This window comes from Neptuniibacter sp. QD29_5, from assembly GCF_047778125.1.
In the GTDB taxonomy this organism is placed as follows: Bacteria; Pseudomonadota; Gammaproteobacteria; order Pseudomonadales; family Balneatricaceae; genus Neptuniibacter.
On sequence record NZ_CP180556.1, the window covers coordinates 2,915,848 to 2,940,720 of the forward strand.

Consider the following 24,873-nt stretch of genomic DNA (forward strand, 5'->3'; position numbering starts at 1 on the left):
GCATCTTATTACTGCGCAAAACACTGTATGTATGGACAGTATTATTTCACAAGTTTTCCGGATTGCAACCCTCAATCAGATAAGTTCTGTAAAATCCCTTCTAACGCTACGCTAACTGCTTGTTTTCGAACTGATTCACGATCACCTTCAAAACAGTATTTTTTTGCTCTAACTGGTTTACCTTGCTCAGCCCAAGCAAACCATACAGTACCTACCGGCTTCTCTTTACTTCCACCATCTGGCCCTGCAATACCACTCGTTGCCACAGATAGATGCGCCCCACTATTATTGAGCGCACCTTCTGCCATTTCAGCTACTACTTCGGCCGACACTGCTCCATATTGCTCTAAGGTATCTTTTGATACACCAAGCGCCCTTTGCTTAGAGGCATTACTGTATGTAACAAAGCCACAATCAAACCACGCAGAGCTACCAGGTATTGCAGTTATCTCTTGTGCAATCCAACCACCAGTGCATGATTCAGCTGTTGCGATAAAACATTTTTTTGCCTGTAATTTTTCAGCGATATCCATCAGTGGTAATTGCATACTGATCCACCCTATTCAAACTATTTAAGCCGCTTTATTTACCGTACAATGCCTGAAGTTAAGTTTGCGTAACAACTCTTTATTTCATCATTTAGTAATTAATATCTCTATGACCAAACAAGCAGCGACTACCCACACTCCAATGATGCAGCAATACCTACGCATCAAAGCTCAACACCCTGATCAATTGGTGTTTTATCGGATGGGTGACTTCTATGAGCTGTTTTATGACGATGCAAAAAAAGCTGCGGATCTGTTAGATATCTCCCTTACCGCACGAGGCAAATCAGGTGGCGAGCCTATCCCTATGGCAGGAATCCCATACCATGCAGCAGAGAACTATGTAGGCAAAATTGTTCGTGCAGGCGAATCCGTAGTTATTTGCGAACAGGTAGGAGATCCCGCCACCAGCAAAGGGCCTGTAGAACGTGCGGTAGCTCGAATCATCACACCAGGCACAGTAAGTGATGAAGCACTTCTTGATGAAAATAGAGATAACTTACTGGTAGCTATTAATCAGTCTGGCGACACTTATGGATTGGCTATTGTAGATATCGCTTCGGGTCGTTTTAGCCTGATGGAAATTGATAATCAAGACACGCTTATGAGTGAACTTGAGCGCTTACGCCCCTCTGAAACGCTCTTCAATGAAGATAGCCAGCTACATGACGTATTAAGCGAACGCAAAGGCCTGCGCCCGCAATCCCCTTGGCACTTTGAAGCAGATACCGCCAACGATCTGTTATGCCAACAATTTAAAGTTAAAGATTTGAGTGGTTTTGGTTGCGATCATCTAGCGGTCGCAACAACTGCTGCGGGTTGCTTATTACAGTATGCGAAAGAAACCCAGCGCACTTCACTACCTCATATCAGGCGCATTCAGATTGAACAGCATAATGACTGTGTAGCTTTGGATGCGGCTACGCGTAAAAACCTTGAACTTGATCAAAATTTATCTGGCGGATTTGATAATACGCTCGCCAAAGTTATTGATAAATGTCGCACACCTATGGGAAGCCGTCTGCTAAGGCGATGGCTACATCGCCCTATTCAAGACAGAGCAACGCTATGTGCACGTCAAGCCTCTATTCAGTGGTTAATTGATAACTATCACTTTGAAACGGTTCAAAGCACTCTCAAACTCATTGGTGATAGCGAACGCATTTTAGCCCGTATTGCACTTAGATCAGCACGCCCGCGCGATTTGGAACGATTAAAAACATCTCTGAATTCCTTACCTTTGCTTCAGCAACAGATCGAAGCAGCCAATGCTCCATTGGTAAACGAGTTATCTGAGCAAATCTCAGAATTTCCAAACTTGGCAGAGCTGCTAACCAAGGCCGTGATAGAAAACCCGCCGGTAGTCATTCGTGAAGGTGGTGTAATTGCTGATGGCTATGATCCTGAACTAGATGAGCTACGTGGCATTAGTGAAAACGCTGGCGCTTACTTACTGGAGTTAGAACAGAAAGAGCGGGATCGTACCGGCATTGCCACTTTGAAAGTGGGTTATAACCGCGTACACGGTTATTTTATTGAGATAGGCAAGGCACAAAATGCAGAATTGCCGGCTGAATATATTCGCCGCCAAACACTTAAGAATGCTGAACGTTATATTACGCCAGAGCTAAAAGAGTTCGAAGACAAGGCACTATCAGCAAAAAGCCGAGCACTCACCCGCGAAAAGGCGCTTTACGAATCCCTAATAGAAACCATTGCTGAAGAGCTTGCTGATCTACAAGATTCAGCTTCCGCTATTGCAGAGCTAGATGTACTCGCTAACCTTGCAGAGCGTGCCACTACGCTAGATTACGTTCCACCGACACTGACAGATACACCGCAGATCAAGATACAACGCGGTCGTCATCCCGTAGTGGAAACTGTATTAACAGAGCCTTTCGTAGCTAACGATTTAGACTTAGATACTGAGCGCAAGATGCTCGTTATTACAGGCCCAAATATGGGCGGTAAATCTACCTACATGCGCCAAGCCGCGCTTATTACTCTGCTTGCGCATATTGGTAGTTATGTTCCAGCTTCAGCTGCAACAATTGGCATTGTTGATCGCATCTTCACCCGAATGGGATCATCTGATGATCTAGCAGGTGGACGCTCAACCTTCATGGTTGAGATGACCGAAACCGCCAACATCATGCATAACGCGACAGAACGCAGCTTAGTATTAATGGATGAAGTGGGCCGTGGCACAAGTACATTCGACGGTTTATCTCTCGCTTGGGCCTGCGCAGACAATCTTGCCAGAGAAACAAAAGCCTTCACTCTCTTTGCTACGCACTATTTTGAACTGACTAGCTTGCCAGACCAAGCTGCTTCGGTCTTCAATGTTCACTTAACGGCAGTAGAGCATAATGATCACATCGTTTTCCTACATGAAGTTAAAGAAGGACCTGCAAGCCAAAGTTATGGTTTGCAAGTAGCTCAACTTGCTGGGGTACCTTTGCCTGTGATCCAACAGGCAAAAACTAAGCTTATGCAACTTGAACAAGATGTTGCGGTCAGCGCCCAACTTAGCAGCCCGCCACCACCGGTGCAAAATGACATGTTTGCAGCACCGGAATCCAAGGCCCTGAAAGAGCTAAAGAAGATTTCGCCTGACGATCTCTCTCCAAGAGAAGCTCTAGATCTTCTCTATAAACTCAAAGAACTAGTTTAAATTCACCCACAAAAAAACCGCCTATCGGCGGTTTTTTTTTCGAAGAGCGAAGTTAAGCTTACTGTTGCAGTAAGTCCTCTCCGCTCAAACCATTCTTTTCAACAATATCACGAAGTTTACGTAAGGCTTCAACTTGGATTTGACGAACACGCTCACGTGTCAGGCCGATTTCACGCCCAACTTCTTCCAACGTGCTCATTTCATAACCCCTGAGACCAAATCGACGTGACAACACTTCCGCATGCTTTTCAGGTAGAGCATCCAGCCATTTATCCAAGTTACCACTAATATTTGAACTTTGTAGCAACGTTGCAGGATCAGAAGAAACTGCATCAGGGATCGTGTCAAGTAAAGATTTGTCAGAATCTTTACCCATTGGCGTATCAACAGAACTGACACGTTCGTTAAGGCCTAACATCCGCTCAACATTTTCAACCGGCTTATCCACCAGCTCTGCAATCTCTTCTGGTGAAGGCTCATGATCCAGCTTTTGAGCTAATTCTCTTGCTGCCCGCAAATATACATTCAGCTCTTTAACAACATGGATAGGCAATCGAATAGTACGAGTCTGATTCATAATCGCTCGTTCAATCGTTTGTCGAATCCACCACGTCGCATAAGTAGAAAAACGAAACCCCCTTTCTGGGTCAAACTTTTCTACGGCCCGAATTAAACCTAAGTTTCCTTCTTCGATTAAATCAAGCAGAGTTAAACCGCGATTGATATATCTACGTGCAATTTTAACGACCAGACGTAGATTACTTTCGATCATGCGCTTACGCGCTGCTTCATCCCCCTTGAGGGCACGACGAGAGAAATACACCTCTTCTTCCGCACTTAATAGCGGCGAGAAGCCTATTTCATTCAGGTAAAGTTGGGTTGCATCCAAGTTTTTGGCATTAAGTAGGTCTTTATGAGCCATACTACCGCGCCCACGACCACTATTTAGAAACTCTGGTTCAGCTTTCTGAGGCGTTCCATCTGTATCCTCATCATGAGTTTCTTCAGTCAGCTCTTCGCTTTCAACAGCGATATCCTGCACATCCGTTTTGCAGTTATTATCGATATTTTCCATTGCCCGTTCCCTTAACCAATCAGTGCTATCACGCGTTTATACGTTATTTTTTATTATTATGTTTTCTTATAATTATTGTTTCGGCAGATATCGAAGAGGGTTTACCGGCTTACCATCACGACGTATTTCAAAATGGAGCATCACGCGATCTGTACCTGAATTTCCCATCTCCGCAATTTTCTGGCCTTTATCAACCATATCATTTTCTTTGACTAAAACACGACTATTATGTGCATAAGCGCTTAAAAACTGCTGATTATGGTCAACAATAACTAAATTACCATAACCTAATAAACCGCTTCCAGCATAGACAACTCGGCCTTTAGCCGCAGCCGTGACCTTAGCCCCATAAGCGGAGGCAATATTAATCCCTTTATTAACTGCTCCCTTTGTTTTAAACGTAGATACGATCTTACCGGATGCTGGCCATCCCCATTTGATTGGTCCAGCAGTAACTTTTGGGGGCTTCGACTTAGCTTTAGGAACAGGTTTGGCTACCACTTTTTGTGGTTCAGCTTTTGCGGTAACTATAGGCTTAGCAGCAACTTTTACTTTTGGAGTGGTATTCTGAGGTTTATTTGTCGTTTTTTGATGGCTAGATACAATTGTCGGCTTTGGCGCAACGATAGAAGCATCGCGTACAATCGATTCTGAAACAGTGCTTTTCGGCACAGGCTTTAAACTCAGTTTCTGGCCTGGGTAAATATTGTAATTACTGGATATACTATTCCTTTTAGCTAATTCCCGATAATCCATCCCATATCTAAAGGCGATAGAATACAGAGTATCACCTTTACGAACCTGATATTGGTTAGGTTGAGGCTGAGCAGAAACAGGCACCGAACGATCGCTTACTGGCGCATAGGTCTTCCCTCCACATGCAACCAGCAGAAATGAGCAACACAGTAACAGACAACCCTTCAAGCCCATTGAACTATACCCCAGCCTCTATCCCTCTGACCTCCGGCCCATTCGTTCAATCAACAATACAGTTGCAGCACCAACAATCATCAAACCAACAGAATATAAAACAAAGGAAGGTTGCCCAGTCATAGACTCAAATGAGAACGGCGAAATATTCTCCTGCACTAAAGGCACCTGCTCACCATGTCTATTGATGGTGTAAGCAGTCGTATATTTCCACGGCCATACTTTATTTAGTGAGCCCAACATAAAACCGCCTAATAAAGCCAAAGTCGTCGTTTTAAATGAACTAAACATCCAACTTAAAACACGAGAGAAACTCAATAGACCAACAGCACACCCTGCGGCAAAAATACCTAAGGTAAATAACTCAATATTTTTGATAGCCATCAGAATAGGCGTATACATACCTAAAAGTAGAAGGATAAAGCTACCTGAAATACCCGGTAAAATCATGGCACAAATAGCGACCATTCCGGCCAAGAAAATAAATAGCGGAGTTACTTCAATTGTGGTTGGCGATATAGAGGTAATCATATAGGCAGCAATAGTCCCGGCAATAAATGCGGTAAAGCTATTACTATCCCACTGCTCTATATGTCTACAGACAGACCATACTGAAGCCAAGATTAAGCCAAAGAAGAACGACCATAGAAGTTCAGGGTATTCAGCCAACCAAAAGAGCACTACCTTTGCGACAGTCACCAAACTGATAAAAATACCTAAAACAAGCGTCAGTAAAAAAGTGCCGTTGACATGCTTCCAAGCTGCAATAGGGCCTTGCTTAAACAAAACGAACAAAGCTTCTGGCCCGAACTGTTTTAAGGAGTAAATAAGCTCTTCATAAATACCCGTCATGAAGGCAATAGTACCGCCCGATACTCCTGGCACTGCATCAGCAGCCCCCATCATCATCCCTTTGCCCGACAATGCTAGATAGTCGCGCCATGTTCTTCCTTCTTGCTTCAACTTACTACCTCACCGTACCACTTAACAAAGGCACAAACTTCACACAGTCTAAAATTTCAGTACTAAACTCTTCTTCAGATAGCCTGATAACCAGATTCAACTTCTGAGAATCGCTGCCCCCCACAGGAATAATTAAGCGGCCACCAATAGCCAACTGCTGCTTTAACTCTTCAGGAACAGTTTCGGGTGCACAAGCAGCCAAGATACCATCATAAGGTGCTTTTGCAGACCACCCCATACCACCATCTGTATGCTTCAACTGTACATTATTAAGGCCTATTAACTTCAAACGCTCCCGCGCCTTATCCTGCAGAGGCTTAATACGTTCTACACTGTAGAGCTGATCTACTAAAGGCGCCAAAATTGAAGTTTGATAACCAGAGCCTGTTCCCACTTCCAGGACTTTTTGCAGTGGTCCTTCTGACAGAAGCACCTCTGTCATTTTGGCAACGATGAACGGTTGCGAAATAGTCTGGTTATAACCAATTGGCAGAGCCGTGTCTTCATATGCCCTATGTGCCAAGGCTTCATCAATAAAAATATGTCTTGGTGTATTTCTCATCACATCCAGAACACTCTCGTCCTGGATTCCCTGATCTCTTAATCGATTAATCAAACGATCCCTTGTTCGCTGCGAAGTCATTCCTATTCCGCGTAATTGCTGATCGTTCAAAAATTATTCTCCAACCAATCACCCACATTATCCATGCCCGAATATTGCGTCATATCTGCATGCAAGGGTGTAATAGAAACACATTGTTCTTTTAATGCGTAAAAATCTGTTCCAGGGCCCGCATCAGCGGCAGGACCCGCTCCAGCAATCCAATAACGAGTTTTACCACGGGGGTCTTCTGTTGCGATAGGTTTGCCAGCACAAGTTCTATGACCCAGTCTCGTTACATGAATACCTGAAAAGTCATTCTGTGAGCAATCGGGAACATTAACATTAATAACTGTACGAGGAGCTACATTTAGATACTGTATATTTTCGACCAACTCTCGAGCAACTTGAGCCGCAGAGTCATAATGCGCTGGATGAAACTCTCCAGAAGATATAGCAATGGCAGGGAATCGCAGATGGCGTCCTTCCATTGCTGCAGCAACCGTCCCAGAGTAGATGACATCGTCGCCTAAATTTGGACCAGCATTTATCCCAGAAACAACAATATCTGGCTCAAAACCGAATACACCTGAACTACCTAAATGCACACAATCTGTTGGGGTGCCATTAATCCCAATAAAGCCATTTTCATGCTCAAAAGCTTCTAGTGGCCGATCCAACGTCAACGAGTTACTCGCACCACTACGATTACGATCTGGGGCAACTACCAGAATATCGCCAACTTCAGCTAGCGCTCTAGCTAAAGCAGCAAGGCCTGGTGCATAGACACCATCATCGTTAGAGATCAGTATCTTCATTTATCCCTCATTTCTATCGGGCTGGGTAACATTACATAGCTCCCTCAATACACTGGTAGCAAATGCCCCTGAAGGCAGGTCAAATTCAAGCCAACATTCAGTTTCATTAATCACATTGATTTCTAACCGCAGAGGCAACAGTCTAAGCGATCTACGCTCTTGTTTTAAAGTTAGCTTTTCAAGCAAATCACTGACCTCAGACCAGCGTCCGACCTGCTCTTGCTCCCATTCTTCAGCTGCAGCATTTGGCAGCATACTTCCTCCGCCCCACATTGGGCCGGTGAGATTAATCTCTTTGCCAGTTAAACGTTGCTGTAATTCATCGGTTGCTTCATCTTCGACAAAACAGCTCTGACTTCCAGCCAACATGAGTGCATCGCCATCAAGAACGGTACTCCACAAGCCTTGCTCTAGCCTTTGAGATAAAACCTGATTAAATACCCAAGATCGGACAGCAGAGATGTAAATGCCCTTCTTATTTCTTTGACGCTCCTGATATTCACCACGTAGCAACGCAACCCCTTTATCTAAATTACCAAAGTCCCGACCGAAACGCTGCTCGCCAAAATAGTTGGGTACACCCTCTTTAGCCACATAATCTACGCGCTGCTTCAGTTCATTCATATTAGTAATCTGGCGAAGTCGCAATTTAAAGCGATTCCCCTGAAGAGCACCTAGGCGAAGCTTTCTTTGATGTCTAACAGCTTTTAGAACTTCTATGCTATCGCCACCAAATAACTTCCAATTCAAATTACGCTTGATCGGAAATTTCGCACAAAACCATTGCTCAGTTACAGCATGACGATCTTTTTTACCCGCATAACTAACATCTCTAGGGCTAATTTGGGCAAAATTTGCTAATTGTCTAGCAACCCAATCAGTATTTTCACCGCATTTGCGAATATAAAGGAACACATGTTCGCCTGATCCTTCAGGCTCAAACCCTATCTGTTCGATAACCTGAAAATCCTCTGGGCAACTGCGGATCACGGCAGAACCAGTAGGCTTTTCATTGAGATATGAAAATTCTGTAGGCAGGGATGTCATAAAAGGTTACTTCTCTGAGGCGGGTTCCACCAGCTGGAAAAAGGACTCATCTTCTTTGATCATACCAAGCTCACTACGAGCCCGCTCTTCCAAAGCAGCATTACCCTTTTTAAGATCTAGAACTTCGGCTTCTAGCTCACTATTCCGCTGACTAAGCTCTTGATTAATGCCTTGTTGCAGTTCTATTTTAGCATTTAGAGCCCAAATATCGCGCAGGTTTGCCTCCCCAAACCACAATCTGTACTGCAGTCCGAGTATCAAAAATAATATAAGAGCAACCAACCAGCGATACATAGATTTCTTATAAGTAAAAAAGGGGGCATTAAGCCCCCTTTTTATATCAGACTATTACGTAGGGTACTACGCTTAGCCCTGACCTTTCACTTCAGAAAGGCCGTTGTAGATTGCGCCGTCACCTAGCTCTTCTTCGATACGTAGAAGACGGTTGTACTTAGCTACACGGTCAGAACGGCATAGAGAACCAGTCTTAATCTGGCCTGCAGCTGTACCTACTGCTAGATCTGCAATAGTTGTATCTTCAGTTTCACCAGAACGGTGAGAGATAACCGCTGTGAAGCCTGCATCTTTCGCCATTTTGATTGCGTCTAGCGTTTCAGACAAAGAACCAATCTGGTTGAATTTGATCAGGATTGAGTTACCGATGCTCTGCTCGATACCACGTGACAGAATTTTCGTGTTAGTTACGAACAAGTCATCACCAACCAACTGCACTTTGTCACCGATTTTCTTAGTTAGGTAAGCCCAACCATCCCAATCAGACTCGTCTAGGCCATCTTCGATGGAAACAATTGGGTAGTTTTCAGTTAGTGCTGCAAGGTAATCACCGAAGCCTTCTGCATCAAAGACTTTACCTTCACCGGAAAGGTCGTATTTACCTTCTTTGTAGAATTCAGATGCAGCACAGTCTAATGCTAGCGTTACATCTTTACCTAGCTCGTAACCCGCTTTATCGATTGCTTCTTTAATAACAACCAAAGCTTCTTCGTTCGATGCAAGATTTGGAGCAAAACCACCTTCATCACCAACAGCAGTGTTTAGGCCTTTTGCTTTTAGAACAGCTTTTAGTGCGTGGAAAATTTCTGCACCACAACGCAAGCCTTCAGAGAACTTGTCGAAGTTTACTGGCTGAACCATGAACTCTTGGATATCAACGTTATTATCCGCATGCTCACCACCGTTAAGAATGTTCATCATCGGTAGTGGTAGGGAGAACTGACCTGGAGTACCGTTAATCTCTGCAATGTGAGCGTATAGAGGCATGCCTTTTTCTGTAGCTGCTGCTTTTGCCGCTGCAAGAGATACCGCTAGGATTGCGTTTGCACCTAGGTTTTCTTTGTTTTCAGTACCATCAAGCTCTAGCATTTTATTATCTAGCGCGCGCTGATCTGTTACATCCATGCCCGTTAGCGCTTCACGGATAACACCGTTAACCGCTGCAACCGCTTTTTGTACGCCTTTACCTAGGTAACGACCTTTATCACCATCACGCAGTTCTAGCGCTTCGCGAGAACCCGTTGACGCACCAGAAGGCGCACAGGCAGAACCAATCACGCCAGATGCAAGAATTACATCAGCTTCAACTGTTGGGTTACCACGAGAATCCAGTACTTCGCGGGCTTTGATATCAGAGATCTGTGCCATGGGGAAATAACTCCAGAAATTTTACGTTCTGGGGGCATCAAGCCCCCAATCCTTAATTCGTTTTACTGTTTAGCTTGTTGATCTAATGCAGCTTGAATAAAGCCTTTGAACAAGCCATGACCATCACGCGGGGTGGATGTGAACTCTGGGTGGAACTGACAAGCAACAAACCAAGGGTGATCTGCAACTTCAACCACTTCAACCAGTTCACCATCAACAGAACGGCCAGAAATTCTTAAACCAGCGTTTTCCAGTTGCTCAACGTAGTTGTTGTTCACTTCATAACGATGACGATGACGCTCAGTAATCTCAGTGTTACCGTAAGCTTGGGCAGCAGTAGAACCTTCTGCCAGATGACAAACTTGAGCACCCAGACGCATAGTACCGCCCAGATCATCAGCTTCGCCACGGGTTTCCACACCACCTTCAGAGGTAGCCCACTCAGTGATCAAACCAATTACCTGGTGTTCAGCATCTTTATTAAATTCGGAAGATGTCGCATCTTCTAAGCCTGCAACGTGGCGAGCAAATTCAATAACCGCAACCTGCATACCCAAACAGATACCTAGGTATGGCACTTTGTTTTCACGCGCATAGCGAACAGCAGCAATTTTGCCTTCGACACCACGTTCACCAAAACCACCTGGAACTAGAACAGCACTTGCGCCATCTAGAATTTCAACACCTTCACGCTCGATACGCTCAGAGTCGATACATTCGATGCGAACTTTTTTCTTCAATGCGATACCCGCATGAGAGATCGCTTCGATAAGAGATTTGTAGGCATCCAACAGCTCCATGTACTTACCCACCATAGCGATTTTAACTTCGCCTTCTGGGTTAAGATGAGCATCTGCTACACGATCCCATTCACCTAGATCTGCTTCTGTGCATTCTAAGTGGAAACGTTCCACTACGATATCGTCTAAGCCTTGCTCAGACAGCATTCGAGGAATGTTATAGATAGTATCTGCATCAGGAAGCGACACTACTGCACGCTCTTCAACGTTAGTAAACAACGACAGCTTACGACGAGAAGAGTCTGGAAGTGGGAAATCGGAACGACATACCAAAATATCTGGCTGAATACCGATAGAACGCAGCTCTTTTACTGAGTGCTGTGACGGCTTAGTTTTGATTTCGCCAGCTGTCGCAATGTATGGAACCAAAGTCAGGTGCATAAACATCGCACGAGCGGAACCAAGTTCAGCTTTCAACTGACGCACTGCCTCCATAAATGGTAGTGATTCAATATCACCAACAGTACCGCCAATCTCTACTAGAGCTACGTCAGCATCACCAGCGCCTTCGATAACACGACGCTTAATTTCATCTGTGATGTGCGGAATAACCTGAACCGTTCCACCTAGGTAGTCACCACGACGCTCTTTACGTAATACATGCTGATAGATACGACCAGCAGTAAAATTATTACGTTTGCTCATCGTTGTACGGATGAAACGCTCGTAGTGGCCCAAGTCTAGGTCAGTTTCTGCACCATCCTCAGTAACAAAAACCTCACCATGCTGAATTGGGCTCATTGTCCCTGGATCCACGTTAATGTACGGGTCCAATTTCAACATAGTTACTTTAAGCCCTCTGGCTTCCAAAATTGCAGCCAAAGAAGCGGATGCGATGCCTTTGCCCAATGAGGACACAACACCGCCTGTGACGAAGATATAACGCGTCATGCAGAACCTGTTTGATCGTGTTTAAGCGAGGATTTTTTAAGATCGAGATGGGGCTATAGGATAGCAAATGAGGGCTAATCAGACAACGATAAGGGACGCCATAAAAGCGAAAAACCTGAGCTTTCTTTATCCCAGCCATCACAAACACAGATACCGGGCACGGCAACTATGGTTTCACCCTGAAAAATCAATGGCCAGTCAGACTTCACCCAAGGTGGAAGATCTGCTTCTTGGAGCAATTTTTTTACCGATTTTGAATGCGTTTGCCCATGAGGAACACACCTTTCACCACCCTTGCGGCGCTGAACCATCAATGGTTTCTGCAGCGGTTTAGCCAATTGAATTGTGAGCTCACCGTCTCCCAACACCCAACAGCCAGCCTCAGATATTTCGACATTATCGAGTAATTCAGTGGATGGAGATACTATATATAAATGATTGCGAAAGCGGCGCAGCGAGTACTCCTGAATAGAATAAATTGGGTTAGCATCCGATTGCGCTTGAATAACATCCTGCTGAATTTGCTCTAACTGCTGCTCGTTAAGCAAGAAACCAATCTCGTTATAGACCCAGCGCCGAATAAGCTCGGAACGCTTTATCTCAATCATAAGCCCCCATACATCCAGATTTAACTGCCTATTTGCAGTTAAACACTGACGCAAATCTTGATCTAAATAATGATTCAACAAAGACTCACTTTTAGCCACCAAGTCTGCATTTTTTTGCCAACGAGAAAGCAATTGCGGCCAGCGCAGCTTTAATTCAGGTAATACCTTATGCCTTAAAAAGTTGCGGTCATAATCAATGGAATCATTAGATGGATCCTGAATAAATTCCAAGCCAATCTCAGTTGCCGCTTGCTCCAATTGTTTTCGAGAACAATAAAGCAATGGCCGTAATAGATAACCCTGCCCTAGCTCTCGCTGTTCAGGCATACCTTTTAAGCCGGTCAGCCCTGCTCCTCTTAACCAACGAAATAGCAATGTTTCAGCCTGATCATCTGCATGATGACCAAACAACAAACAATCACCTTCGACAACAAAGTCATTAAACGCTGCGTAACGCGCATCCCTTGCCGCAACCTCAGAGGAATCAATGGGAGTCACCGAAACCGAGTGATGAACAACACAATTAAGCTCAGCCTGTTTCTCGGAAAACTTTGACCAACTATCTGCCTCAACCTGCAAATTATGGTTGATATGAAGCACGACTATTTGGCTGCGTGGCAACACCTGACACGCAAGATGCAGTAATAATTGAGAGTCTAATCCACCGCTATGGGCAATAATCCAACGGGAGATTGAAGAGGACGAATCAAGGGAAGAAATACAACGGGAGGTCAGCGCCTGAAACTGGCGCTCACACTCCTGTAAAGCAGTGAGGTTGCCTGTATTAGGCTTCACCACCAAAACCGTATGCCATCAAGCGCTTATAACGACGCTCCAGCAATTCATCGGTAGACAGTTCATCTAAGCGACCTAGCACTTCAGATAGGTGACGCTTAAGATTCGCCGCTGTTAGGGCTGGATCACGGTGAGCACCACCAAGCGGCTCACTTACGATCTGATCAACCAAGCCCAACTCAAGCAGGCGATCAGAAGTAATACCCATTGCTTTAGCTGCATCTGCAGCACGCTCAGCGCTCTTCCAAAGAATAGAGGCGCAACCTTCTGGAGAAATTACTGAATACGTAGAGTAACTCATCATCATTAGCTCATCACATACACCGATTGCTAATGCACCACCCGAGCCACCTTCACCAATAACAGTGGAAATGACAGGTGTTTTTAGCTGAGACATCTTAGCTAGGTTAAATGCAATAGCTTCTGACTGACCACGTTCTTCAGCATCGATACCTGGGTAAGCTCCAGGCGTATCAATAAAGGTCATGATTGGCATTTTAAAACGCTCAGCCATTTCCATTAGACGTAGTGCTTTACGGTAACCTTCTGGACGAGGCATACCAAAGTTACGCTTTTGACGCTCCTGAACACCACGACCTTTCTGATGACCGATCACCATTATTGGTCGCTCATCCATACGTGCGATGCCACCCACGATAGCCTGATCGTCAGCAAAATGACGATCACCGTGAATTTCATCAAACTCATCGAACATATAATCGATGTAGTCCAATGTATATGGACGCTGAGGGTGACGGGATAACTGTGATACTTGCCAAGCAGACAGATCAGAGAAAATAGATTCTGTCAGAGTGCGGCTTTTGTCTTCCAGACGCTTGATCTCATCGGAGATATTCAGTTCAGCTGAATCCCCTACTAGACGCAGCTCTTCAATTTTTGCCTGCAGTTCTGCAATTGGCTGTTCAAAATCCAGATAGTTCGGATTCATATGACTCATCTATTCAATAGTAAAAAAATTGTCCAAAGTGTACCTGTTTGCAGCTTTAAGAACCAGACCCTACAAGAGAAAGCCTCGACTCCAAACAGGACAGCTAAATTACGCCAGTTAAACTGACTAATAGGTTAATGAAACGGCATCACTTCCGAACCGTTCCATTAATGCAATCAACAAATCATCGTTAGCCTGAACCTGCCAGTTATCGCCCAAAGTTATAGTTGCCTCTGCATCAGGTCGAGAGTAGCGCAACTGCACTGGCAGAGAACCCTCCCCCTTATAACTATTAAGTAATTCCTGCAGCTCTTTCAGACGCCTACCAGCTAACTGACTTTCGGTACATTTTACTTGGATACCTGCCGCATACTGAGCACGTGCCTGAGGAATAGTCAGCACTTTGCTTACACGCACTTTGATTCCACCAGAAAAGTGATCTTCTGCCACTTCTCCTTCAACCACTAACACCGCATCTTTATGAACAAGTTCACGCACCGCATCATAAGTATCGCCAAAAAGAGTTACGTCGATACGCGCAGTTCGATCATCCAAGGTCACAAAGCAGAGATTATCGCCTTTTTTAGTTTTCTTCAGACGAAGATCAACTACCAACCCTGCCATTTTTTGAGTTTGACCACGGGCGGGCTGTAACTCAACAATACGCTTACCAACAAAGTGCCTTAACTCGGACTCATATTCATCGATAGGATGGCCGGTAAGGTACAAACCAAGCGTGTCTTTTTCACCCGTAAGGCGCTCTTTATCTGTCCAAGATCTAACCGACTTGTAATCTTCATATGAACAGCGATCAGATTCAGCTTCTACCTCACCAAATAGGTCGAACATCCCTGCATCTTGGTTTTTGGCCGCTTGATCGGCAGCTTTCAGCGCATCCGGAATAGCTTCCCATAGAATGGCTCGCTCAGCACCCAGACAATCTAGCGCACCAGAACGAACCAAAGCTTCTAATACACGCTTATTAAGCTTCTTCGCACCAACCCGCTCACAGAAATCAAATAGATCCGTAAATGGACCGCCATCTGCACGCGCTTCCGTGATCGCCTCTATAGGTCCTTCGCCTACGCCTTTAATCGCACCTAGACCATAAACAATGACACCCTCATCGTTTACGGTGAACATATACTCACCGGTATTAACGTCCGGCAATGCAGGAGGAATACCCATCACGCGACACTCTTCAATGAAGATCACCACCTTGTCGGTGTTCTGCATATCAGAAGAGATTACCGCCGCCATAAACGGAGCAGGGTAATGAGCTTTAAGCCAAGCCGTTTGATAAGAAACTAAGGCGTAAGCTGCAGAGTGGGATTTGTTAAAACCATAACCTGCGAATTTCTCTACTAGGTCGAAGATATTCCCAGCTAAGTCACGATCGATCCCATTCTGTTCAGAACCATCAAGGAAAGAAACCCGCTGCTTAGCCATCTCTTCAGGCTTTTTCTTACCCATCGCACGACGCAGCATATCCGCACCGCCAAGGGTATAACCCGCCATTACCTGAGCAATCTGCATTACCTGCTCTTGGTAAAGGATAATTCCGTAAGTCGGCTCAAGCACCGGTTGCAGTGAATCCAATTGATAATCAGGATGTGGCCACGCCATCTCCGCGCGACCATGCTTACGGTTGATAAAGTCATCTACCATGCCTGATTGCAGCGGCCCCGGACGGAATAGAGCTACTAGCGCGACAATATCTTCAAAGCGCGAAGGTAATAGTCTGCGAACCAAATCCTTCATACCGCTGGACTCAAGCTGGAATACAGCTGTAGTTTCAGCAGCTTGCAGAAGACCAAAGGTCTTTCTGTCCTCTAAATCAATCAGAGCTATATCGAGCGGTTCTTCACCGTTCTTTTCGCGAATACGGTTTACCGTTTGCAACGCCCAATCGATAATCGTTAGCGTACGCAGGCCCAAGAAGTCGAATTTTACTAACCCAGCTTCTTCGACATCGCCTTTATCGAACTGAGTAACAAGGCCATTGCCCTCTTCATCACAGTACGTAGCAGCAAAGTCTGTTAATTTGGTAGGTGCGATTACTACACCACCGGCGTGCTTACCCACATTTCGCGTCACACCTTCGAGTTTATACGCCATATCCATAATTTCTTGAGCCTCTTCACTCGACTCAATAAATTCACCTAGCATAGGCTCCTGATCCAAGGCTTTTTTCAGAGTAATACCTGGCTCAAAAGGAATAAGCTTTGAAAGTCGGTCTGCAAGACCAAATGGCTTGCCTTGTACCCGCGCCACATCTCGCACCACCGCCTTAGCAGCCATGGTACCGAAGGTTACGATCTGAGAAACAGCATCACGTCCGTAGGTACGCGCCACATAATCGATCACCTTATCTCGGTTATCCATGCAGAAGTCGATATCGAAGTCAGGCATGGAGACACGTTCAGGGTTAAGGAATCGCTCGAACAGAAGATCATATTCTAATGGATCAAGATCGGTAATTTTTTGTGCATAAGCTACCAAGGAACCCGCACCTGAACCACGACCGGGGCCTACAGGAACACCGTTTTCCTTACCCCACATAATGAAGTCCATTACGATCAGGAAGTAACCTGGAAAACCCATCTGGATAATAATATCCAATTCAAACTCTAAGCGATCGATATACTCTTGACGCTTCGCTTGGTAATCAGGATCCTCTTTATCAAGTAGAATCTCGAGACGCTCTTCCAACCCATCAAATGACACTTTTCGGAAATAATCATCCATCAACATCCCTTCAGGGATAGGATACTTAGGTAGATAATATGTGCCGATTTCAATCTCAATATTACAGCGCTTAGCAATCGCTACTGTGTTTTGAACCGCAGAAGGGATATCACTGAAGAGCTCAACCATCTCTTCTTGGGAACGGAAGTATTGCTGGTCGCTGTACTCTTTTGGACGCGTTGGATCTTCTAATGTACGGCCTTGGTTGATACATACACGTACTTCATGAGCCTCAAAATCTGACTCATTGATAAACATAACCTCATTGGTCGCCACTAATGGGCAGTTATAGGTTTTAGCCAATTCAACAGAATCATGAACGATCTGCTCGTCACCCACTCTACCTGTTCTCTGAACTTCTAGATAAAGGCTATTTGGAAAGACCTTCATCCAGCGTTCTAAAATCGCACCAGCCTGATCATTATTAGCCAAGATAGAACGACCAATTTCACCTTTCCGCCCACCTGACAATGCGATTAAGCCCGCTGATTTAGTCTCTACCCATTCAGGTTTAACCAAGGCCATATCCGCTAGAACATTTTGCCCCTCAGCATAAGCCTGCGAGATCAACTCCATCAGGTTGAGGTAACCCTCAGCATTTCGAACCAACAAGGTTAGACGGTAAGGCTCCCCACCAGGCTCATCTGTATTTTCAACCCACAGGTCAGAACCACAAATAGGCTTAATACCACTACCTGTTGCCGCTTTAAAGAATTTCACCAAACCAAAGAAATTTGTTTGATCCGTCATACCGACGGCGGGCATATGGTCATCTTTAGCGGCATTAACCAGCTCTTTGACTCGAACCAAACCATCAACTAGGGAAAATTCTGTGTGAACGCGAAGATGAATGAACTGCGGATCAGACATAAAACAAACTTATTAAAGGTTAGGAAAGCAGATCCCTTACGGGCTTAAAACTGCGACGATATTCAGGTAACGGGCCATGTTCGGCCAGTTTTTCAAAATGTAGAGCTGTAGGGTAGCCCTTATGCTTAGCAAAGCCGTACTCAGGATATTGTTGATCCAGAATTTCCATCTCTCTATCACGATCGACTTTGGCTAAAATGGATGCAGCGCTAATTTCAGGGATTTTACTATCCCCCTTAACAACAGGCTCACTAGGACAATTTAGATCAGGACTTCGATTACCATCAACATATACAAACTCAGCAGGGATATCTAATCCTTCGACGGCCCTTTTCATCGCTAACATAGAGGCATGTAATATATTAATTTCATCAATTTCAGCTGGCGATGCCGAAGCGACACACCATGCCAACGCCTTTTCTTTGATTTCGATATAAAGCTGCTCTCTTTTTTTTGCAGAAAGCTTTTTCGAATCAGCCAAACCTTGAATAGGATTTTCTGGATCCAAAATTACAGCGGCAGCAACGACATTTCCGACCAACGGACCACGACCAACCTCATCCACACCGGCAACCCTTTTCCCCTGAGAAAAATCTAATTCCATGGTACTCACGAGATCACACCTTTATCTTTCAAAAGCACCTCTATGGCATCTGCGGCTTTTTCGTCTGCGTCTTGATGAAGTTGCTTGTGTATTGCTGAAAACTTATCACGCAAATAAGCTTTGTATTCACTATCTTGCAAACTCTTTAATACCGCAGGTCCTAGCACTTCTGGTTTTACTTGGTCCTGTAAGATTTCAGGCACTAAAGCCTCATCAGCTAAAAGATTTGGTAAAGAGATAAATTTAGATTTAACCATTCGTGAATAGATAGCATAGGTCAACGGTGCCATTTTGTAGGCTACGACCATTGGCTTCTGTAAAATAGTAGCTTCCAGCGTCGCGGTTCCAGACGCTATCAAAATACTATCGGCTATCGCCATCACATCACGCGAATGCTTCATCACAAGCTGAATATTAAGATCAGAGTATTTTTCTATAATTAATTTATGTAACTGATCATGGCGTGTTTCATTGGCAGCAGGGATAACAAATCGAACATTATCTAACCTCTCACTCAACCAGCGAGCGGTATCTAAAAAAGGCTCAGCCAAATATTTAAGCTCACTACCTCGACTACCAGGCAACAACGCAATAATTTTTTCATCAGGCTTTACTGCGAATTTTTTCTTACTCTCAACTACGTTGACGCTTAGTGGAATACTATCCGCTAGAGGATGACCGACGAAAGCGACTCGCTGTTGAGTCGGCGCATAATGCTTCGCTTCAAATGGGAAGAGACTAAGAACAAGGTCGGTGGTGCGTTTGATTTTATAAATACGCTTCTGCTTCCATGCCCAAACAGATGGGCTGACATAGTGCACCGTGGGAATTCCAACTGCCTTTAACTCCCCTTCCATTTTCAGAGTAAAGTCTGGTGCATCAACACCAATAAACAGATCGGGAGGGTTATCAATGAAGTGGCGAATCAGCTTTTTACGTATACCAAGAAGTTCTGGTAGTCGCCCAAGAACTTCCACAAGCCCCATAACTGACAATCTTTCCAAAGGGTAATGAGAGTGACAGCCTTGAGCGATCATCAACTCACCGCCAATTCCCTCGACAGTGAGATTCGGGTAGCGTTTTTTTAACGCTTTGATTAAGCCACTACCTAAAATATCGCCTGAAGCTTCACCAGCTACAATGCCTACTCGTAGGGGGTTTGGCATAATCAACCTCAGCGAATTATGCCACGAGTGGAGGATTCAATAGATTGGATCATCGGAACAACTTCAGGACATTCATTCGCCATCGTTTTTAATTCAGCTAATGCCTGAGCGGTTGTAAGTTTATTACGGAAGATTGTTTTATAAGCACGACGCAACTGAACAATAGAATCAGCACTAAAACCGCGACGCTTAAGACCTTCAACGTTAATACCGTGAGGTTTTGCGGTATTACCATTCGCCATAATGTAGGAAGGTATATCCTTTAACACGACGGTGCTAGTACCACACATTACATGAGAACCAATCCTGCAGAATTGATGTACTGCGGTAAACCCACCCAGAATAGTCCAGTCACCAATATGTACATGCCCTGCAATCGCAGTATTATTAGCCATGATTACATGGTCACCGACAACACAATCGTGGGCAACATGAGCATAAGCCATAAATAGATTATGACTGCCAATTGTCGTAGTACCTGCATCCTGAATAGTACCACGATGGATCGTGACACCTTCGCGGAAAACATTATCATCCCCAATGGTCAGGGTCGTAGGCTCACCCGCATATTTTTTATCTTGGCAATCTTCACCAACGGACGAGAATTGAAATATACGGTTATTCTTCCCGATTTTGGTTGGCCCCTTAATAACGACATGGGGGCCAATAACTGTGCCCGCACCAATTTCTACGTCAGGCCCAATGATTGACCAAGGCCCGACCTCAACATCATCAGCAAGCTTTGCAGTAGGGTCTATAAGAGCACGGGAATCTATCAAGATTTAAACCTTTCTATCAGCACACAAAATTGTTGCACTACTTACCATATCACCTTCAACGGTAGCTCGCACATCAAACTTCCAGATACCACGACGCTCAGAGATAACTTTTGCTTCAAGTTTCAACTGGTCACCAGGCACTACAGGACGCTTAAAGCGTAGTTTATCTGAGCCAACAAAGTAATAAATTGAACCATCTTGTGGTTTCTTATCCATAGTTTTAAAACCTAGGATACCCGCTGCTTGCGCCATCGCTTCAACAATCAGCACACCAGGCATTACTGGATGATCAGGGAAATGACCATTGAAGAATGGCTCATTTACTGTAACGTTTTTAATCGCAACAATGGATTCTCCCTTTTCTAATTCCAGCACACGATCCACCAATAAAAACGGATAGCGGTGCGGGAGGTATTCCCGTATTTCATTTACATCCATCATTTCTTAAGAACCCTTAATCTCAGTAATCTTATCTTCTACAGACTTTATACGACGTGCTAGCTCATCCAACTGACGAAATCTAACAACATTCTTCTTCCATTGTTTATGTGGAAGCATACCTGTACCAGACGAATAAACGCCTGGCTCTATGATTGATTTTGTGACCAATGACATTGCCGTGATATGGCTTCCAGCAGCAATATTTAAATGCCCAGTAATTCCACACGCTCCAGCAATAGTACAACCGGCGCCAATTTTAGTGCTTCCAGCCACTGCCGTACAACCAGCAATTGCAGTTTTTTCACCAATGGTAACGTTATGAGCAATTTGTATTTGATTATCTAAGATTACACCATCGGAGATAACTGTATGCTCTAATGCTCCACGATCTATTGTGGTCCCAGCACCGACTTCAACGTTGTTGCCAAGCCTGACACCACCTAACTGCGCAATTTTGACCCAGTCGCCTTCATCATTAGCAAATCCGAAACCATCTGCTCCCAAAACTGCACCACTATGGATAAGACAATATCTGCCAACGTGAACATCTGGATATAGGGTTACATTAGGTTTAAGAACAGATTCTGCACCAATAAAGCAGTCATCACCTACCACTGTATTCGGCCCAATAATAACCCCTTCATCAACTACTACTCGCTCACCAATAACGACGCCTTGAGCAATTGAAGCTGTTTCAGCAATTTTTGCCGATTCAGCAATAATTACTGAAGCAGCGATACCTTTTGCAGATTCGGAGGACAGGACAAAGAGCTGACTAACACGAGCATAAGCAAGATATGGATTATCGATAACTAAAGCATTACCTTTAAACAGACCAACATCTGAAGGAGCCATCAAAATAGCTCCTGCTTGCGTGTCAGATAGATATTTTTGGTACTTACTATTCGCAATAAAGCTCAGATCCGAAGACCCAGCTTTTTCCAAAGTAGATAGGGCACTAACTTTGAAATCACCGTCGCCATGTAACTCTGCTGACAAAAAATCAGCAAGCTGCTGTAGCGTGTACTCATTTGAACTCATTCAGTGCAGCTAGCCTACTGCTTGTTTAGCAGTTCAACTACTCGAGGAGTAATATCTAGTTCTTTTTTTGCAAACAATGTAGCTTGCTTCGAAATCACCACGTCATAACCCTCTTTTTCAATCAGATCACGAATAACTTTATCTAGACGGGGGCGCATCTCTTGGATAAATGCTTGCTCACGTTGCATTTTTTGCTGCTGCAGAACTTGACCGTTTTTTTGATACTCAGCAAAGGCTTTTTGGAATTGAATACTCATTTTCTTCAATTCAGCCTCCGATGCTAGATCTTTATTCTTCTTAAGTTTTTCTCTTGCTGCTTTAACCTGTTTTTCCAGATCAAGCATTTTCTTATCTTCTTTCGCAAACTCAGCTTTTAATGACTGGCGATAATCTGCAGCAGCCTCAGATGCAAGAAGAGCCTGCTGGACGCCTAAAACAGCAACCTTTTCAGCGCTTGCATTGAAACTTAATGTTGCAACAAAAAGAAAACCAAGTACGGTTTTAAATTTCATATTCTATTCCTTAGAAAGTTTGACCTAATGCGAACTGGAACACTTCGGTATCATCACCAGTTTTATCATTTAGAGGCGCAGCCAAAGCAACGGACAAAGGCCCAATTGGTGTCAACCAACTCAAGCCAAATCCTGCTGATAATCTCAATTCATCTAGCTCTACACCATCTGTACAATTCCCAGGTTTGGAAACTGAAGAACAGTCCGTGTCATAGACATTACCCGCATCCACAAACAACAATGTTCGCCAAGATGTTCTTTCTTTTACAAAAGGCGTAGGGAAAATAAATTCCGCGCCACCGGTAATCAATACATCACCGCCAAATGGATCATCTTTGGAATCTCGAGGGCCTAGAGAGTTCTGCTCATAACCTCGAACGGTTTTCAAACCACCAGCAAAGAAGTGTTTATAGAATGGATATTCATTACCCCCTAACTCACCCCCAAGTCCCACTCTTCCTTTGAGAGATAAAACCCAGAAACGATCATCTGTCAGAGGATAGTACCATTTGCCGTTATATTGCGCTTTGTAATAGCTCAAGTCACTACCAGGCAGGCCTAGCTCTAGAGACAAGCTCTGTGAATAACCTTTTGTCGGGAAGAAACCGCGATTCAAGTGATTCGAACTCCAACGACCAGTAACGTTGAAGTTGATATAATCATTGCCTTCATCGGCAAGATACTGATTTATTTCATCAGGCGTTTCAGTAGTGTTAGTTTTGATTGTTACTTTTTCAACATTAAGTCCGAAGTTCAAACGCTGATAATCATCAATAGGGTAACCAAAGTTAACACCACCCCCCATCTCATCAGTAGAGAATGCACTGGCATTATCTTCATCAAAATCACGTTCACGGTAATAAACGTTAAAGCCACGACTTACGCCATCAACGGTATAATATGGATCGACGAAACTGTATGAATACTCAGTTAATGTATCACTGTTAGAGATACCAATACCGACTTTCTTACCCGTGCCTAAGAAGTTATCTTGCTGTAATTTAAAACCTAAGATAATACCTGCGCTCTGAGAGAAACCAACACTCGCGGAAAACGAACCTGATTGTTGTTCTTCAACACGGTAATCTATATCAACTAAATCGTTACTACCTGGAACTGGCGTAGTTTCAACAGCAACCGTTTTAAAATAACCAGTTTTTTCTAAGCGCTGCTTGGATTGCTCAATCAATTCATTAGATGCAACCGCAGCTTCCATCTGTTTCAAGTGCTGACGAACGACCTCGTCAGCTGTACGTGTATTACCTCGAATATTAATTCGGCGAACGTAAGTTCGTTTACCTGGATCAAGAAAGAATTTGACTGTTACCGTATTGTCATCGTTCAACTCTGGCGCTGGAGATATATTTGCAAACATATAACCTGCATCACCAATACGTTTAACCAGTGCATCTTGAGATTCTGTGATTAAACGACGAGAAAACACTTGCCCTTCTTCCACACGAATGACATCTAAAAGCTCACCTTCTGGTACTACCATTTCACCAGCAACAGCAACATCACGAATTGTGTACTTCTCACCCTCTGTTACGTTTAAGGTAATATAGACATTTTTCTTGTCTGGAGTGATAGAAACTTGTGTGGAATCGATAGAGAAATTCACATAACCGCTATCAAGGTAATACGAACGGATTCGCTCCAAATCACCTGTTAATTTTTGGCGAGCATAACGGTCATCTTTCTTATAGAAAGACCAAAAATTCGGCAATTTCAACGAGAAAAGTTCTTTCAATTCTTCGTCAGAATAAACAGTATTACCCACTATATTGATATGCTGAATTGTTGCTACACGACCTTCTTTAACATTAATATTCAGTGCAACACGATTACCAGGCAAGTTTTCCACATTCGTACTAATACTCGCCCCATAACGACCCTGGGAAGCATATACACGCACTAAATCCTGCTTAATTTGCTCCAGGGTTGATCGTTTAAATACATCACCTTCTTGTAAACCGGTCTGTTTCAATCCATCTAAAAGCGCTTCAGACTCTAGCACCTTATTGCCTTCAAGCTTTATCAAACTAACTGATGGTCGCTCTTGTAGACGCAGCACAAGAACTGACTCATCACGCAGCAATTCAATATCGTCAAAATAGCCGGAAGCAAATAACTTTTTTGTTGCTCTTGTCAATGATAGGGAATTTACTTGATCACCTGCGGTAACAGGAAAATTCCTGAACACGATACCTGGAGAAACGCGCTGCAAACCTTCTAATCGAATATCTTCCACTGTGAAAGATGATGTGTTTGCCTGAGCAAATGATACCCAGAAAAAGAGCGCTACCAGAAGTCCAATGCCACGTTTCATGAAGTGCGTCTAATCCGTAATA

21 protein-coding genes are annotated in these 24,873 nt (G+C 44.1%); 1 reads left to right on the forward strand and 20 read right to left on the reverse strand.

Features of this window, described 5'->3' with window-relative positions; translation table 11 throughout:
• Positions 1 to 71: 71 nt before the first annotated feature.
• Positions 72 to 548: a nicotinamide-nucleotide amidase gene (gene pncC / locus ACMXYR_RS13865; protein WP_415902038.1), complete on the reverse strand. Its 477-nt coding sequence runs from the start codon at positions 546 to 548 to the stop codon at positions 72 to 74.
• A gap of 109 nt (positions 549 to 657) precedes the next feature.
• On the opposite strand from pncC, the gene mutS reads away from it, so the two are divergent.
• Positions 658 to 3,222, forward strand: coding sequence for a DNA mismatch repair protein MutS (gene mutS / locus ACMXYR_RS13870; protein WP_415902039.1), 2,565 nt, complete (start codon positions 658 to 660; stop codon positions 3,220 to 3,222).
• Between the two features lie 58 nt (positions 3,223 to 3,280).
• Here the strand turns inward: mutS and rpoS are convergent, their stop codons facing one another.
• From rpoS to bamA, 19 genes are all read right to left on the reverse strand, one after another.
• A complete protein-coding gene (gene rpoS / locus ACMXYR_RS13875) occupies positions 3,281 to 4,297 on the reverse strand; it encodes an RNA polymerase sigma factor RpoS (RefSeq protein ID WP_415902040.1) in 1,017 nt (338 codons plus the stop codon).
• Between the two features lie 72 nt (positions 4,298 to 4,369).
• The gene (locus ACMXYR_RS13880) at positions 4,370 to 5,227 is read right to left on the reverse strand and encodes a peptidoglycan DD-metalloendopeptidase family protein (protein WP_415902041.1); all 858 of its coding nucleotides are present in this window, start codon (positions 5,225 to 5,227) and stop codon (positions 4,370 to 4,372) included.
• Between the two features lie 18 nt (positions 5,228 to 5,245).
• Entirely contained in the window at positions 5,246 to 6,190 is a 945-nt protein-coding gene (locus tag ACMXYR_RS13885; protein ID WP_415902042.1) for a DUF368 domain-containing protein, read from the reverse strand.
• Between the two features lie 4 nt (positions 6,191 to 6,194).
• Positions 6,195 to 6,833, reverse strand: a complete 639-nt coding sequence (locus tag ACMXYR_RS13890) for a protein-L-isoaspartate(D-aspartate) O-methyltransferase (RefSeq protein ID WP_415902043.1) — start codon at positions 6,831 to 6,833, stop codon at positions 6,195 to 6,197.
• Positions 6,834 to 6,859: 26 nt separating this feature from the next.
• Positions 6,860 to 7,609, reverse strand: a complete 750-nt coding sequence (surE, locus tag ACMXYR_RS13895) for a 5'/3'-nucleotidase SurE (protein ID WP_415902044.1) — start codon at positions 7,607 to 7,609, stop codon at positions 6,860 to 6,862.
• Positions 7,610 to 8,656 (reverse strand): tRNA pseudouridine(13) synthase TruD, encoded by a 1,047-nt coding sequence (truD, locus tag ACMXYR_RS13900; protein ID WP_415902045.1) that lies wholly within the window; start codon positions 8,654 to 8,656, stop codon positions 7,610 to 7,612.
• A 6-nt stretch (positions 8,657 to 8,662) separates the two neighbouring features.
• Entirely contained in the window at positions 8,663 to 8,893 is a 231-nt protein-coding gene (locus ACMXYR_RS13905) for a septum formation initiator family protein (RefSeq protein ID WP_415882435.1), read from the reverse strand.
• A 129-nt stretch (positions 8,894 to 9,022) separates the two neighbouring features.
• Positions 9,023 to 10,318, reverse strand: coding sequence for a phosphopyruvate hydratase (eno, locus tag ACMXYR_RS13910; protein ID WP_415885819.1), 1,296 nt, complete (start codon positions 10,316 to 10,318; stop codon positions 9,023 to 9,025).
• A gap of 62 nt (positions 10,319 to 10,380) precedes the next feature.
• Positions 10,381 to 12,009 (reverse strand): CTP synthase, encoded by a 1,629-nt coding sequence (locus tag ACMXYR_RS13915; RefSeq protein WP_415902046.1) that lies wholly within the window; start codon positions 12,007 to 12,009, stop codon positions 10,381 to 10,383.
• A 74-nt stretch (positions 12,010 to 12,083) separates the two neighbouring features.
• The gene (gene tilS / locus ACMXYR_RS13920; RefSeq protein ID WP_415902047.1) at positions 12,084 to 13,412 is read right to left on the reverse strand and encodes a tRNA lysidine(34) synthetase TilS; all 1,329 of its coding nucleotides are present in this window, start codon (positions 13,410 to 13,412) and stop codon (positions 12,084 to 12,086) included.
• Positions 13,402 to 14,361 (reverse strand): acetyl-CoA carboxylase carboxyl transferase subunit alpha, encoded by a 960-nt coding sequence (gene accA, locus ACMXYR_RS13925; RefSeq protein WP_415882439.1) that lies wholly within the window; start codon positions 14,359 to 14,361, stop codon positions 13,402 to 13,404. The genes tilS and accA overlap by 11 nt, the downstream gene beginning before the upstream one ends.
• Positions 14,362 to 14,487: 126 nt before the next feature.
• Entirely contained in the window at positions 14,488 to 17,979 is a 3,492-nt protein-coding gene (gene dnaE / locus ACMXYR_RS13930) for a DNA polymerase III subunit alpha (RefSeq protein ID WP_415902048.1), read from the reverse strand.
• Between the two features lie 19 nt (positions 17,980 to 17,998).
• Positions 17,999 to 18,583: a ribonuclease HII gene (gene rnhB, locus ACMXYR_RS13935; protein ID WP_415903658.1), complete on the reverse strand. Its 585-nt coding sequence runs from the start codon at positions 18,581 to 18,583 to the stop codon at positions 17,999 to 18,001.
• A gap of 5 nt (positions 18,584 to 18,588) precedes the next feature.
• A complete protein-coding gene (gene lpxB / locus ACMXYR_RS13940; RefSeq protein ID WP_415902049.1) occupies positions 18,589 to 19,749 on the reverse strand; it encodes a lipid-A-disaccharide synthase in 1,161 nt (386 codons plus the stop codon).
• Between the two features lie 8 nt (positions 19,750 to 19,757).
• The gene (lpxA, locus tag ACMXYR_RS13945; RefSeq protein WP_415902050.1) at positions 19,758 to 20,528 is read right to left on the reverse strand and encodes an acyl-ACP--UDP-N-acetylglucosamine O-acyltransferase; all 771 of its coding nucleotides are present in this window, start codon (positions 20,526 to 20,528) and stop codon (positions 19,758 to 19,760) included.
• 3 nt (positions 20,529 to 20,531) lie between these two features.
• Positions 20,532 to 20,969 (reverse strand): 3-hydroxyacyl-ACP dehydratase FabZ, encoded by a 438-nt coding sequence (fabZ, locus tag ACMXYR_RS13950; protein WP_415882444.1) that lies wholly within the window; start codon positions 20,967 to 20,969, stop codon positions 20,532 to 20,534.
• Between the two features lie 3 nt (positions 20,970 to 20,972).
• Complete coding sequence (gene lpxD / locus ACMXYR_RS13955; protein ID WP_415902051.1) at positions 20,973 to 22,010, reverse strand: UDP-3-O-(3-hydroxymyristoyl)glucosamine N-acyltransferase; 1,038 nt, start codon at positions 22,008 to 22,010, stop codon at positions 20,973 to 20,975.
• Positions 22,011 to 22,024: 14 nt separating this feature from the next.
• Complete coding sequence (locus ACMXYR_RS13960; protein ID WP_415902052.1) at positions 22,025 to 22,522, reverse strand: OmpH family outer membrane protein; 498 nt, start codon at positions 22,520 to 22,522, stop codon at positions 22,025 to 22,027.
• 10 nt (positions 22,523 to 22,532) lie between these two features.
• Complete coding sequence (bamA, locus tag ACMXYR_RS13965) at positions 22,533 to 24,851, reverse strand: outer membrane protein assembly factor BamA (protein WP_415902053.1); 2,319 nt, start codon at positions 24,849 to 24,851, stop codon at positions 22,533 to 22,535.
• Positions 24,852 to 24,873 lie beyond the last annotated feature (22 nt).

Coding starts and splice junctions, on each gene's coding strand:
- pncC (WP_415902038.1), bottom strand. CDS start 548: ATGCAATTACCACTGATGGATATCGCTGAAAAATTACAGGCAAAAAAA.
- mutS (WP_415902039.1), top strand. CDS start 658: ATGACCAAACAAGCAGCGACTACCCACACTCCAATGATGCAGCAATAC.
- rpoS (WP_415902040.1), bottom strand. CDS start 4,297: ATGGAAAATATCGATAATAACTGCAAAACGGATGTGCAGGATATCGCT.
- ACMXYR_RS13880 (WP_415902041.1), bottom strand. CDS start 5,227: ATGGGCTTGAAGGGTTGTCTGTTACTGTGTTGCTCATTTCTGCTGGTT.
- ACMXYR_RS13890 (WP_415902043.1), bottom strand. CDS start 6,833: ATGACTTCGCAGCGAACAAGGGATCGTTTGATTAATCGATTAAGAGAT.
- surE (WP_415902044.1), bottom strand. CDS start 7,609: ATGAAGATACTGATCTCTAACGATGATGGTGTCTATGCACCAGGCCTT.
- truD (WP_415902045.1), bottom strand. CDS start 8,656: ATGACATCCCTGCCTACAGAATTTTCATATCTCAATGAAAAGCCTACT.
- eno (WP_415885819.1), bottom strand. CDS start 10,318: ATGGCACAGATCTCTGATATCAAAGCCCGCGAAGTACTGGATTCTCGT.
- ACMXYR_RS13915 (WP_415902046.1), bottom strand. CDS start 12,009: ATGACGCGTTATATCTTCGTCACAGGCGGTGTTGTGTCCTCATTGGGC.
- accA (WP_415882439.1), bottom strand. CDS start 14,361: ATGAATCCGAACTATCTGGATTTTGAACAGCCAATTGCAGAACTGCAG.
- dnaE (WP_415902048.1), bottom strand. CDS start 17,979: ATGTCTGATCCGCAGTTCATTCATCTTCGCGTTCACACAGAATTTTCC.
- rnhB (WP_415903658.1), bottom strand. CDS start 18,583: ATGGAATTAGATTTTTCTCAGGGGAAAAGGGTTGCCGGTGTGGATGAG.
- lpxB (WP_415902049.1), bottom strand. CDS start 19,749: ATGCCAAACCCCCTACGAGTAGGCATTGTAGCTGGTGAAGCTTCAGGC.
- fabZ (WP_415882444.1), bottom strand. CDS start 20,969: ATGATGGATGTAAATGAAATACGGGAATACCTCCCGCACCGCTATCCG.
- lpxD (WP_415902051.1), bottom strand. CDS start 22,010: ATGAGTTCAAATGAGTACACGCTACAGCAGCTTGCTGATTTTTTGTCA.
- ACMXYR_RS13960 (WP_415902052.1), bottom strand. CDS start 22,522: ATGAAATTTAAAACCGTACTTGGTTTTCTTTTTGTTGCAACATTAAGT.
- bamA (WP_415902053.1), bottom strand. CDS start 24,851: ATGAAACGTGGCATTGGACTTCTGGTAGCGCTCTTTTTCTGGGTATCA.